Below are 12,992 nucleotides of genomic sequence, written 5' to 3'. Positions count from 1 at the left end.
GATCTTGTTAGGTGCATAGGTAAGCCTAACCTACAGACTGCCCATTGACCTAGGCTATCTCAATCCTGGTCAGTATGAAAAAGCGCACCACCAATCGAGGCTACGCACAATGCCCTCGCGCCACCAGGCGACGTCGTGCCCGCTGCGGTAGTGGTCCACGTCGACGGGCACCCCCAGGCCTCGCACAAGCTCAGCGCACGAATCGACCACGGGGCGCATCGTCTGTTCCAGCGTGCCCACCTGCAGGCGCAGCTGCACATCCCTACGCGGCCTGACGCTCCCGGCGCGAAGGTCGCCCATCAGCGTCCCTTCGCCAACTCCTCGTTGCTCTCCTCCCCACCACAGGGACGGAGACTGGGCGACCGCACAATCAAGGGGAAGATCACTGCGCAGCGCCGCTTCCAACACAGCCAGACCGCCGTAGGACTGGCCGGCGACCATCACAGGCCCCGCCCCAGCCTCGTCGCACACTGCCCGTAGCAGCGCCACGACACTGTCCACGTCGGTCAGCTCCGCCTCGCGCGCGCCCAAATCTCCGGCGTCGATCGTCACGACGCGCAGGCCCCGATAGCGCCGCGTCAACCAGCCGACGCCGTTGCCCCGCCAGATCTCGCCGTCGAAGAGGATGAGCGTGCACGTCGGATCCGCCTCGCCGTCATGAACGATCACATCATGCTGGCGCGCGACAGAGAGACGCGCGCTCACATCCGCGGCGATGTTCCGTTCGCGCGCCGCACGCATCTCGGGAGCAGACAGATCCTGCGACGGCCACACCACCCGCGCGTCGGGCCCGACAAAGAGTGAGGCTGCGGCACCGCGCCCATTCACGACCCTGAGCGGATTCGACGAATCGGGAGACGCATCCTCAACGAATCTTATCCACTCCCCCATGTCCGTACGCACCGCGGGTTCAAGGCCCCACGGCCCCACGATCACCGTTTGATAGCTGAGGATCGCGTCCGCAGGAAGCGCGCACACGAGCGCCCGAGCATCGGGGTGGCCCGGCCCTATCGACATGCAAAACTCGTCAAGGTGCTCGCGCGCCCGATCCGTGATCGTGTTCAGGACGACGTAGCAGTCAGCCGCGGCCTGGGCGCCCCATTGAAAGGTCACGCGAACGGCGTCGACCCCATCAACGACAAGGCGCGGTCCGACGATCGGGAGCCCGTCGGCATAACGATAAATTCCGTCTGACGCCTCCCAGTGCAGCCGGCAAAAACCAGTGCGCGAAAAAGACGTCTGCTCGAAGGCCACGCGCTCAGTCGAAGAGCGAGACGTCGCCGGCGCCCACGCGCGCAACAACGGCGTCCCCACCGGCGAAGTCGATGACCGTGGTCGGCTCGGCGACACCCACGGGACCCACGACCACCAGGTCGACCTGGTGTCCGATGCGATCATCCACGTCGAAACCGTCGGTCAGCGGCTCGTCCTCACCCGGCATAATGAGCGTCGAACAGGCCAGGGGTTCACCCAGCGCCTCGACAATCGCCTGCGTGATGACGTGATCGGGGATGCGCACGCCCACCGTGTGCTTCTTCTTATTGAGCATGATGCGCGGAACCTCCTTGGTCCCCCGCAGGATGAACGTGTAGGGTCCGGGAGTGAGCGCCTTCATGGTGCGGAACTCGTGATTGTCAATGATGACGAGCTCGCCGAGCTGCGCGAACGAGTGGCACAGCAGCGAGAAGTTGTGCTTGTCGTCGAGCTTACGAATCGAGCGGATCGTGTCCATACCCGCCTTGTTACCGGCCTTCGTGGCGATCGCATAGCCTGAGTCGGTAGGAAGCGCGATCGTGCCGCCGCGTTCCAGCAGGTCAACGACCGTGTTGACCAAACGTGCCTGCGGATTCTCGGGGTGCATCTCGACGTACGACATGTACCCATTGTGCACGAAACCCCCACCGGTCGGTAACCGATGGGGGTTCCGTGGACAAAGTCACGGACGAGGAATCACTTCTCGGATTCCTCGGATGCTTCCTCGCCGCGCTTCTTCGGCTTCGCGTCGACGCCGGCTTCCTTACGCTGCGCGGGCGTAATCGGGGCCGGGGCCTCGGTCAGCGGGTCGAAACCGCCGCCGGACTTCGGGAAGGCGATGACGTCGCGGATGGAGTCGGACTTCGTCAGCAGGGAGACGATGCGGTCCCAGCCGAAAGCGACACCACCGTGCGGCGGGGCGCCGTACTTGAAGGCGTCCAGCAGGAAGCCGAACTGCGTCTGCGCTTCCTCCTCGCCGATGCCCATCACGTTGAACACACGGTTCTGGATGTCGCGGCGGTGGATACGGATGGAGCCGCCGCCGATCTCGTTGCCGTTGCAGACGATGTCGTAGGCGTAAGCCAGCGCGTTGCCCGGGTCCTTGTCGAAGGAGTCGACCCATTCGGGCTTGGGCGAGGTGAACGCGTGGTGGACGGCAGTCCAGGCGCTGTGGCCCAGTGCGACGTCGCCCTCGGCCTCGGCGTCGCCGGTGGGCTTGAAGAGAGGAGCGTCGACGACCCAGGTGAAGGCCCAGGCGTCGGGATCGATGAGGTCGCAGCGCTTACCGATCTCGAGGCGGGCGGCGCCGAGCAGCTCACGCGAGGGGGTGGGCTTGCCGGCAGCGAAGAAGATGCAGTCACCGGGGTTGGCGCCGGTCGCGGCAGCCAGGCCCTCGCGCTCGGCCTCGGTGATGTTCTTGGCGACGGGGCCACCCAGCGTGCCGTCCTCGGCGATCGTGACGTAAGCAAGACCCTTGGCGCCGCGCGCCTTGGCCCACTCCTGCCACTTGTCGAAAGTACGACGCGGCTGCGAGCCACCACCGGGCATGACGACGGCGCCCACGTAGGGGGCCTGGAACACGCGGAATGTCGTGTCCTTGAAGTACTCGGTGAGCTCGGTGAGCTCGAGGCCGAAGCGCAGGTCGGGCTTATCAGAACCGTAGCGCTCCATCGCGTCCTTGTAGGTCATGCGCGGGATAGGCGTGGACAGGTCGTAGCCGATGAGCGCCCACACGTTCTTCAGGACGTCCTCGGCGACCTCGATGACGTCATCCTGGTCCACGAAGCTCATCTCGATGTCGAGCTGGGTGAACTCGGGCTGACGGTCGGCGCGGAAGTCCTCGTCGCGGTAGCAGCGCGCAATCTGGAAGTAGCGCTCCATGCCAGCCACCATGAGCAGCTGCTTGAAGAGCTGCGGCGACTGCGGCAGGGCGTACCAGGAGCCGGGCGACAGACGTGCGGGGACGATGAAGTCGCGGGCGCCCTCGGGGGTCGAGCGGGTCAGAGTCGGGGTCTCGATCTCGACGAAGTCGCGGGCGTAGAGCGCCTCACGGGCAGCGCGAGAGACCTTCGAGCGCAGACGGATCGCGTACTGCTCGGGCTCACGACGCAGGTCGAGGTAGCGGTACTTCAGGCGGGTTTCCTCGCCCACGTTGCCGGAATCTTCAGCATTGGAGGACACCTGGAACGGCAGAGGCGCGCTGGTGTTCAGGATTTCGATGTCGTCACCCATGACTTCGATGGCGCCGGTGGCCAGGTGCGGGTTTTCGTTGCCCTCGGGGCGAGCGCAGACCTCGCCGGTGACCTTCAGGACGAACTCGGAGCGCAGCTCGTGGGCGACGCGCTCGTCGCGGACGACAACCTGGGCGATGCCGGACGCGTCGCGCAGGTCGATGAACGCCACGCCACCGTGGTCACGACGACGATCCACCCAACCGGTGAGCGTCACGGTCTGGCCGACCAGATCGGTGCCGAGGGTTCCAATGTTGTGAGTGCGAAGCACTGTGATTCCTTTCGTAGTTACCATCCGCGAGACAGGCGGCGGCAGTGTCATTGTACGCCTGCCTTCCGAAGAGTCGCGCGTGCCGCGAGTACGATAGTGAACATGCCAACCGCCGATCCCTCCTCCCCCGCCCACTCATCCTGGACGCCGTCCGAAATTGGCTTGGCCATCGGCTCAGTTCTCCTCATTACGCTCGTGGCCTTCGAGGAGCTCGCCGCCACGACGATCATGCCTGCGGTCGTCGAATCGTTCGACGCCGCCGCGTGGTACCCAATCGCCTCGGGCGCGGCGTTGGCGACACAGCTGAGCGCCACCGTGGTAGCGGGCGCGCTGGCGGAGTGGAAGGGACCCCGTTTTGTCCTGCTCGCGGGCCTGGTTCTGTTTGCCGTCGGCCTGGTCGTGTGCGCTGCCGGTTCAAACATCGTCATTTTCGTGGTCGGGCGTGCGCTTCAAGGCCTCGGGGGCGGCCTCCTCATCGTGCCGCTCTACGTCCTCGTGGGTTCGGTCGCCTCCCCGCGACACCGCCCCACATTCTTCGCATCTTTCTCGTTGGCGTGGGTCCTGCCCTCGCTAGTCGGCCCCGCGATCGCAGGCCACGTGACCCAGGAGTGGGGATGGCGCTACGTCTTCGGCGTCGTTCCGCTCTTCGTTGCGGTCGCGGCGCTCCCTATCGCCTACGTCCTGCGCTCGATCCCGACTGCACAGGGCCAGCGCTCCCCCATGCTCGCGTCCCTCTCGCGAGACGCCGGGCTTGTCGGAATTGGCGTCATGCTGCTCCAGCTTGCGGGCGCCCTGTCCTCGCCCGCCGCGCAGTTCGGGGTCTTCGCCCTCGGCGCGTGCATCACTGCCTGGGCGCTGCCCCGGCTCCTGCCTCGCGGAACGTTCATGTCCCGCCGCGGCATGCCCTCGGCGATTCTCGCAAGGCTGAGCGCGATGGCCTCACAGGTCGGTCTCGCCGTCATGATTCCGCTCATCCTCCAGCGCGTGCACGGATGGTCCGAGGCCTCCTCCGCCTGGTGGGTCACCCTCGGGTCGATCACATGGGCTATCGGGGCAGTCGGCCAGGCGCGCATTCATGATCCGCATCTGCGACGTCGGCTCCCGGTCATCGGCGGCGCGCTGATGGCCATCGGCGCGATCCCCGTCGGAGCCATCCTGTTCCCCACGATACCGGTCTGGGTCGCCCTCATCGGCTGGCTCTTCGTCGGCCTCGGCGTCGGCCTCGTCCACGCGCCTCTGTCCGTTATGGCACTCGAGGTGACCCCCGAGGCCAAGCACGGGCGCGTCGCCTCGTGGCTGCAGGTCGCAGATTCGGCAGGACCAGCCCTCGAACTCGCCCTCGTGTCCGTCGCCATGAGCGCGTGGGCCGCCACCGCCGCGGTGGGCGGGGCGGCCTACGCTCCCTATTGGGTGATTGCTGCTGCGCTTGCGATCCTCACCGTGGTCGCGGTGACGCGGCTGCGTCCCTCATCTGAACGCGCCACGGGTGAGGCAGCTAGCGCTCAGTCGTCGTAACGGCGCTTGCCGAAGTGGCGGCGTCCGCCGTCGCGGCCTCCGTCGCGGTCCCAACCGCCGTCGCGGCCACCCTCGCGTTCGCGGCGGGCGCGCTTGATGTCCTTCTCCCAGCGCTCGGTGCGAACGCTGCGGCGCGGACGGGATCCGTCGCCCTTTTCGAAGCGATGCGGACGCTTCTCATCACGGTCCCCGAAGCGGCCCTCGCGATCACCGTAGCCACCGCGGCCTCGGTTATCTCGGTCGAAGTCGCGGCGCTCACGGCGCTCGAAACCGTCGCGGTCGCCGTGAGAGCGGCCACCGGGGCCCTCGTCCACACGGATGCGTAGCTGTCGGCCCGACACGTATCCCTTGGAGATACGGGACAGCTGCTCGCCGGACAGGTCCGCGGTGATGTCGACCAGTGAGAAGGTCGGGTAGATTTCGATGTTGCCGATGTCGCGGCCGTCGATGCCGCCCTCGCCCGCAATGGCGCCAACGATCGAACCGGGCTTCACGCGGTCCTTCTTGCCCACCTCGATGCGGTAGCGGGTACCGGAGCCGGGTGCCGGGCGGCCGCCCGCTCGGCGACGGGCACCATTCGCACCGCCCTTGAGCGGGCGATCCTTATCGCGACCGGCCTCGAAGGTGGCGCCGACGAACTCGCCGGACTCGTCCAGCTGTTCCTCACGGCGGATCTTGCCGTTGCCACGGCGGTCCTTCTCGCGGCGCGGGGCGGGGCCTTCGTCGCCGACGGCCGTCGCCATGAGGGCGGCGGCGATGTCCTCGACGGAGATCTCATCACCAAGGTCGGCGAGCAGGCGCTTGTACATGTCGAGGCGGCCGCGCTCGATACGAGCGGACAGGCCCTCGAGCAGGCGGCTGGCGCGGAATTCGGAGACTGCTGCGGGCGAGGGAATCTCGACCTCTTCCATCTCGGTGCCCGTGAGCTTCTCGATGCGGCGCAGACGGCCGTGCTCGCGCGGGGTGAAGAAGGTCAGCGCGCGACCCTCGCGGCCCGCGCGGCCGGTGCGCCCGATGCGGTGCACGTAGGCCTCGGGCTCACGCGGAACATCGAAGTTGACGACGAGGGAGATACGCTCGACGTCGAGGCCTCGGGCGGCCACGTCGGTCGCGACCAGCACGTCGAGCGAGCCGTTCTTGAGGCGCTCGACCATGCGCTCGCGCTCGGTCTGAGCGACGTCACCGGAAATACCGGCGGCACGGAATCCGCGGCCCGAGAGCTCCAGCGACACCTCTTCGACATCGGCGCGGGTACGCACGAAGACGATGGCGGCGTCAGCCTCTTCCTGGCCTTCCTTGATGTGCTGGGCGCGGGTAGCCAGCACGCGGGACAGCGCACCGATCTTGTGCTTGTAGGGCACCACCGCGTAGGTCTGGTGGATGGTGTCGACCGTCGAGGACTCGGTGGAAACCGCGACCTTGACCGGATCCTTCAGGTGCTCGCGGGCGACCTTCTCAATGGCCGCGGGCATCGTCGCGCTGAACAGCGCGGTCAGTCGATCATCGGGGGCACTCGAGGCGATCGTCTCGACGTCCTCCGCGAAGCCCATACGCAGCATCTCGTCGGCCTCATCGAGGACCAGCATGCGCACGTTCGACAGATCGAGGGCACCCTTCTCGATGAGGTCGATGACGCGACCCGGGGTGCCGACGACGACCTGAGCGCCGCGCTTGAGCGCACCGATCTGCGGGCCGTAGGGCGAGCCACCGTAGACGGGGACGACGTCGAGGCGGGCCGTACGTGCGGCGAAATCCTCGATCGCCTGGGCACTCTGCATCGCGAGCTCGCGCGTGGGCGCCAGCACGAGGGCCTGGACGTCGCGCTCGTCCGCGTCAACAATTGCCAGCAGCGGCAGGCCGAAGGCAGCGGTCTTTCCGGTACCCGTCTGGGCGATGCCGACGACGTCGCGCAGCTCCAGCAGCGGCGGGATGGCAGCGGCCTGAATCGGGGTCGGGACGCGGAATCCCATGTCGGTCACTGCCGCGAGAATCTCCTCGGGCAGTCCGAGGCTCGCGAAGGTGACGGTCTCGTCGGCGGATTCGTCGCTGTCCGTGTCCGTCTCGTCGACGAGGTCGAGGTCCTCGTCTGCGTCACAAATGTCATCGCGCTCGTCGCGAGCGTCTTCCATGTAGTCCTCAGAGGGCATAGTTGTTCCTTGCCTGTTGCATGTGGGTAGCAAAACCATCGGGGCGGGCCTTCACGGCTCCTCGGCGCGGCCTCACCCATAACAACAAACCCCGCATCCCGCGGGCACCATAACAAGGGGCAGCGCCTCATCGCTACGTTCAGCTTACTCGCCATACAGGCGCAGCGGGGCGCGTGGTCGGCGAACTCACTGTTCGCCATGGTCACAGCGATACGACAATCACGCCGATCACAGGCGCAGGCGCGCGATGAATGACGCGATCGTCACCTGTCGATTGTCTTCAGCTCGCACCGGTGCCACGACCAGCCGCTCGACTTCATCTCGGCACAGTCCGCGCAGGTCGCGCATAACAGCACGGCGGCGACGCCCAGCCGCCCATCGACACACCAAGCGATTCAACCCGGCCAGCAAGGCGGTCACAACAAGTGAGACACCGACGAGCGCAGTCGGAGCGGGAACCGGTCCAATCGCCGGAACATCCCAGTCGATGAGCACGGCTCGCCCCAGGTGAACGAGGCCGATCCACGCGGCTCCCACCAGGCAGACAACCCACGCGAGGAGCTGCACTCCTCCGAGGAAACGACTCATCGACGGCGCTCCCGTAGCCACCTGCACGTTGCCGGCAACCTCACGGTGAGCGGCAGCCGGAACGCCCCGTGCGCCTTCGAGGGCACGCTCCACCAATCGACCGCGCCATACCGACGGGCGCCCCTGGGAGCGCTCCCCCACTTCCCGACGCACGGCGTTGACGAAAGCAGCCTCGTCCGACGAGGACCGCGTCGGTAGCGTCGGCGTCGTCGCGCCCTCGGAGCGAGACTCGTCGTCCAGATGAAGGCGACGCAACGGGTCCACGCCCATCCGCGCGATCCATCGCAGCGGGAGCCAGCCACCCGCCCGCCGCCCCGTGCGCATCGTGGAACCTGCCACGGCCTCGCCAATAATGGGCGCACCCGCCAAGTCGGCCGCAGCGGCGCACAGATTGGACGCCATACCATCCGTTTCGATCCCGCGGACGGTGCCTTCCAGCCCGACCGCGTCACGGATCAACACCGCCGCCTCATGCAGGGCTTGACGAGCCCTCGACGCCTGCCGCGACACACGTTCCGCCTCTGTGCCAAGATGTTTGACGAGCGCGGATATTCCTTCGCCGGTCGTCGAAGACACCGCGAGCACCGCCGCAGTGGCCATTCCACGCTCGGACAGGAGACGCCGCAAGTCGCGTTCAATTGCTTCCCGCTCAGCAGCAGCGACAGTGTCGATATGCGTCAGGACAACAGTCACCGACGCATGGGAGGAGCGAAGACGCGCCAGCCACTCGTCATGCAGCCGAGCGTCCGCGTATTTCTGCGGGTTGACGACCACCACGAGAGCGTCGACACGGGACGCGAGGCGATCGGCAATCTCAGCGTGGCTTGCATCAATGGAATCAATATCAGGAAGGTCGATAACGACAGTGTCACCGGGCAATGCAGTCAGCGCTTCCACCCGCCGCGCAACTCCCATCCAGCCGAGGAGTTCACGGGGTGCACGCCCCGCAGGAAGAACAGCACAGGCCTCGCTCGTCGTCGGACGACGAACGCCAGCAGCAACCACCTCGGCCCCGCTCAGCGCGTTCACCAGCGAGGACTTGCCAGCACCCGTCCCACCGAGCATTCCGATCACGCACCACGTCGGATCAATCTCACTACGCTCGGAGGTAATGTCGATCAGCTGACGAATCCGGGACAGCGTCGCCTCATCGATGTCGGGGGCCGCCAGCGTGCAGATTTGGTCGAGCTCTGCGGCTGCCGACGCGACCGTGCCCTTCGCGCGCCTCATGCGAGGACCTCCCGAGCGTTCGCCAACGCCTGATCGAGCGCATCCAGGCGTGCGCCTGCATCGGAGCGGTCCAACAGAGCCAACACGGGTGCGACGACATCGGTCACGGACGACACCGCGAGCCTTTCCAACGCGTCGCGCGCCTGCTGCGCGAGAGAACGAACGGTGCGCTCGCCGAAGAAGGACTCCAGAACAGTCTGCGACAGCGCTGCTGATGCTCCCGCAACGCCGACTTCGAGACCCGTCAGCCCGCCTGTCATCGCAAACACGCTGACCATCAGAGAGACCGTCACAACGTTGATACCACCGGCGAGAAGACGACCGCTGATGTGCGAGGACTCGGCCTGGGCACGAATGATCTCAGTGACCTCGGCAGTCCACTCCTGAGCGGTGCGGCGCGCACGCTCCGAGGACTCGTCCGCATCAAGGAGAGGATCGGGCAGCTGATCGGCGCCAAGAACGGGACGAGCGGCGCGCAGAGCGTCGCTCCACGCCTGGTGATACTGATCGGCCAGACGAGCGGCTAAGCCTCCCGTCAGGTCTCGCTGCACCTGGATGTCCGGGGCGGCCTCGCCGCGCAGAGCACCCATGACGCGAGCGCCCAGCCCCGACATAAAACGAGAGATCGTACGCGTCATGTCCCAGGAACCGAGTACCTCGGCAATACGGGCGCTTACTTCCCCGCGCAAGACGTCGTCGCTCGACGAGGAGGCGACCTCACGCGCGCACGACGCGACAGCCTGTTCGATCCTTTCGACTGCCTGTTCGTATGCGCGATTGTGCTCACGAGCGCCATCGAGAGCACTGAGGGACTCCGCCAAAGACGCAGACACAGCCCCGGCTAGAGAACGGCGAACAATCGCAGCCCGCTCCGCGGCATCCCGACCAATTGTTTCCAAGAAAGAGCCAATGGGGGCCACCACGTTGACCGGCAAACGACCATCCGTCAGCGGCTGCTCGTCGATCGTCATGATCGGAACATCTCCCAGGCCTCGGCGCTGCGCGAGCGCTCCAAGGTCGGCGCGAATTTCGTCGGCTGCGCCCGCGGGCACACGGTTCAGCACGATTGCGACACGCAGGCCGCGGCTTGCGGCATCCTCGAGGTGCTTCCATGCGACGGCATCGGCATAGCGCGCTGCACTCGTCACGAACACCCACAGGTCCGCACCATCGAGAAGTTCCGCAGCGAGACGACGGTTGCCGTCCTCCACCGAATCAATGTCGGGGGCGTCCAGGATGCCGAGACCCGACCACAGCGTGTCATCGACAGCAATAGTGATGGCGTCGAGGCTTTCTCCCCCGTCACCGGCATGCTTGGCAAGACGAGGCAGCACCCGATCGGACATGAACCACGCCCGAGACTCCGGTGAGCACACGAGGACAGGGCGACGCGTCGTCGGACGCACGGCACCGGCACGACTGACGTTGCGCCCCAGCAGTGAGTTCACGAGCGTCGATTTACCCGACCCCGTCGAACCACCAACGACGACCAGCAGCGGCGCGTCAGCGTCCTCAAGCCGCGGGAGAACCACATCTTGCAGACGACGGAGCGCACGTTGCGCATCACGATCACTTCCCTGAGGCATCGCCTCCAGGGACTGCTCGAGGGCTCCCGCCAGTGCGCGAGCCGCCTCAACCGACGTCAGCGGCACTCAGTCCGTCACCTTCTCAATCGAGGGCACAGCATCAGCCGCGGGAATCATCCACGTCGCAGGATCTGCCTCCACCTGCTCACCGCTGCGAATGTCCTTGACAGTGTCCGCAGCACCCTCATCTCCGGGGAACCACACAAAGGGAATACCGCGCTTGTCAGCGAACTTGATCTGCTTACCGAACTTGGCAGCGCTCGGTGCCACATCCGTAGAAATGCCACGCGCGCGCAGCGCCGCAGCAATCGCCTCGGAACGCTCACGCTGATCCTCGGTGATGACCGCAACAACGACCGCAGTGGGCACCTTGCGAGACGCCGTCACCATCGGCGCGGAAATCATGCGGGACACGAGACGCGAGACGCCGATCGACAGGCCCACACCCGGGTAGGTGCGCTTACCGTCCTTTGCGAGCGAATCGTAGCGACCGCCCGAGCAGATCGAACCGAGATCCTCGTGGCCTTCGATCTCCGACTCATAGACGCTGCCCGTGTAGTAGTCGAGGCCGCGGGCGATCTTGAGGTCCGCGACGACGGCGCCCGGCATCCGCTTGTTCGCAGTATCGAGGAGCTCGGTCAGCTCCTTCAGACCCTCCTCGAGCAGCTCGCCGCTCACACCGAGGCCAGCCAAGCGATCTCGGATCTCAGCCGAATCGGACGTGCGGATCTGAGCCATCTGCAGCAGCACGGAGGCCTGATCGCCGTCGATGCCGGACTGGGCGAGCTCGGCAGCCACACCCTCCGCACCGATCTTGTCAATCTTGTCGAGGCCGCGCAGCGCCGCCTCAACGTCGGTGACGCCCAGCGACTCGCACACGCCCTGGACAACCTTGCGATTGTTGACGAGCACGCGCACGGGTGGGATCGGTAGGTTGTTGAGGGCCTCGGCCATGACCAGCGGCAGGTCGACCTCGAAGTGGAACGGCAGCTCACCGTTACCCACAACATCGATATCCGCCTGCGTGAACTCGCGGAAGCGACCATCCTGGGGGCGCTCACCGCGCCAGACCTTCTGGATCTGGTAGCGCTTGAACGGAAAGTCCAGCTCGTTGGCGTTCTCAACGACATAGCGCGCGAAAGGCACCGTCAGGTCAAAGTGCAGGCCCATGCCCTTGTCCTTGGGAGCGCGAGCACCCGACGCCGCAGCCTTGAGAGCCTGCAGGCGATCCAGCACGTAGATCTCCTTCGACGTCTCGCCCTTAGCCTCGAGCTGTTCCAGTGTTTCGACCGCTCGGGTTTCGATGCCCGCGAAGCCATGCAATTCGAACACGCGCCGCAGCTCGTCAAGGACGTGCATCTCGATGATGCGCCCCTCGGGGAGCCATTCGGGGAAACCGGACAGGGACGTGCGAGCCATAAAGCGTTCTTTCTGTGAGGAATGTCGGGCGTCAGCCGACACGACGTGCGCGGATCAGATACTGGTTCGAGGTTATCTCATCAGCCAGCGTCGTGGCCGGACCGTGACCGGGAACGAGGACCGTTCGTGGGTCAAGGGCGTTGGAAATTGTGCGCAGGGAGTGACGCATTTGCGTTTCATCACCACCGGGCAGGTCGGTGCGCCCGACGCTGTCCTTGAAGAGGACGTCCGCGCTCATCGCCCACGGCACGGGCTCGCTCGAGGAGTAGAAGGATTGGTTGTTCACGCGGATATCCAGAGGGCTCTCGCCCAGGAAGACCGCGGAACCCTCCGTGTGTCCGGGGGCCGGGACCATGCGCAGCCACACACCCGGGGTCACCTCGAAGGAATCGGTGGGCGCCTCGCGCAGGTCAGCGGGCTTCACCCACTCGCCGACGAAGTCCGGCAGCGGCATCGGAAGGAACGAGGCCGGGTCATCCATGCGGTACATGTCGGGGCCGGGCACGTACACCGGAACGGTGGTGCCATCGGGGCCCCACGTGGAGACCTCGGCGGCATCCCACACATGATCGGGGTGCCCATGAGTGAGCAGAACAGCACCGACGCTCACACCCTCGAGATCGAGAACCTCGCGGATCAAGTGTTGGATGCCGGCGGAAGGATCGACAACAAGGGCTGTGCCCGCCCCGGCAGGGACGAGCACAAGCCCATTCGCCGCGTAGAAAGGCGACGGAATCACGTGAAGACGCAT

General features: G+C 66.0%; 9 protein-coding genes. 1 reads left to right on the top strand and 8 read right to left on the bottom strand.

Annotation, left to right across the window (positions count from 1 at the left end):
• Positions 1–69: 69 nt before the first annotated feature.
• From CYJ22_RS00375 to aspS, 3 genes are all read right to left on the bottom strand, one after another.
• On the bottom strand, positions 70–1,113 hold the full coding sequence (locus tag CYJ22_RS00375) for an alpha/beta hydrolase-fold protein (RefSeq protein ID WP_243390416.1): 1,044 nt from the start codon (positions 1,111–1,113) through the stop codon (positions 70–72).
• Between the two features lie 145 nt (positions 1,114–1,258).
• Positions 1,259–1,876 carry an L-threonylcarbamoyladenylate synthase gene (locus tag CYJ22_RS00370; RefSeq protein WP_101600235.1) on the bottom strand — a complete coding sequence of 206 codons (618 nt, stop codon included), beginning with the start codon at positions 1,874–1,876 and terminating at the stop codon, positions 1,259–1,261.
• Between the two features lie 74 nt (positions 1,877–1,950).
• Positions 1,951–3,756, bottom strand: coding sequence for an aspartate--tRNA ligase (gene aspS, locus CYJ22_RS00365; RefSeq protein ID WP_007590527.1), 1,806 nt, complete (start codon positions 3,754–3,756; stop codon positions 1,951–1,953).
• A gap of 102 nt (positions 3,757–3,858) precedes the next feature.
• Between aspS and CYJ22_RS00360 the strand changes: the two genes are divergently transcribed.
• Complete coding sequence (locus CYJ22_RS00360; protein ID WP_196792976.1) at positions 3,859–5,271, top strand: MFS transporter; 1,413 nt, start codon at positions 3,859–3,861, stop codon at positions 5,269–5,271.
• Here CYJ22_RS00360 and CYJ22_RS00355 read toward each other — a convergent pair.
• From CYJ22_RS00355 to CYJ22_RS00335, 5 genes are all read right to left on the bottom strand, one after another.
• Positions 5,259–7,418 (bottom strand): DEAD/DEAH box helicase, encoded by a 2,160-nt coding sequence (locus tag CYJ22_RS00355; RefSeq protein ID WP_007590514.1) that lies wholly within the window; start codon positions 7,416–7,418, stop codon positions 5,259–5,261. The two genes, CYJ22_RS00360 and CYJ22_RS00355, sit on opposite strands and share 13 nt — an antisense overlap.
• Positions 7,419–7,646: 228 nt before the next feature.
• On the bottom strand, positions 7,647–9,236 hold the full coding sequence (locus tag CYJ22_RS00350; RefSeq protein WP_101600232.1) for a GTPase: 1,590 nt from the start codon (positions 9,234–9,236) through the stop codon (positions 7,647–7,649).
• Positions 9,233–10,888, bottom strand: a complete 1,656-nt coding sequence (locus CYJ22_RS00345; RefSeq protein WP_101600230.1) for a dynamin family protein — start codon at positions 10,886–10,888, stop codon at positions 9,233–9,235. Before CYJ22_RS00345 ends, CYJ22_RS00350 begins: the two co-directional genes overlap by 4 nt.
• Positions 10,889–12,241, bottom strand: a complete 1,353-nt coding sequence (gene hisS / locus CYJ22_RS00340; protein WP_101600228.1) for a histidine--tRNA ligase — start codon at positions 12,239–12,241, stop codon at positions 10,889–10,891. It abuts the gene before it with no gap.
• A 31-nt stretch (positions 12,242–12,272) separates the two neighbouring features.
• Complete coding sequence (locus CYJ22_RS00335) at positions 12,273–12,992, bottom strand: MBL fold metallo-hydrolase (RefSeq protein WP_007590489.1); 720 nt, start codon at positions 12,990–12,992, stop codon at positions 12,273–12,275.

The organism is Schaalia odontolytica (assembly GCF_002847525.1).
GTDB classification, from domain to species: domain Bacteria; phylum Actinomycetota; class Actinomycetes; order Actinomycetales; family Actinomycetaceae; genus Pauljensenia; species Pauljensenia odontolytica_B.
Note: the sequence above shows the minus strand (reverse complement) of the source record. Positions and strands in the feature narration are given on the sequence as shown.

Bases quoted from the DNA above. Each gene is read 5' to 3' on its own strand.
- CYJ22_RS00335 (WP_007590489.1), bottom strand. From the start codon at position 12,992: ATGCGTCTTCACGTGATTCCGTCGCCTTTCTACGCGGCGAATGGGCTT.
- CYJ22_RS00350 (WP_101600232.1), bottom strand. From the start codon at position 9,236: ATGAGGCGCGCGAAGGGCACGGTCGCGTCGGCAGCCGCAGAGCTCGAC.
- CYJ22_RS00355 (WP_007590514.1), bottom strand. From the start codon at position 7,418: ATGCCCTCTGAGGACTACATGGAAGACGCTCGCGACGAGCGCGATGAC.
- CYJ22_RS00370 (WP_101600235.1), bottom strand. From the start codon at position 1,876: ATGTCGTACGTCGAGATGCACCCCGAGAATCCGCAGGCACGTTTGGTC.
- hisS (WP_101600228.1), bottom strand. From the start codon at position 12,241: ATGGCTCGCACGTCCCTGTCCGGTTTCCCCGAATGGCTCCCCGAGGGG.
- CYJ22_RS00360 (WP_196792976.1), top strand. From the start codon at position 3,859: ATGCCAACCGCCGATCCCTCCTCCCCCGCCCACTCATCCTGGACGCCG.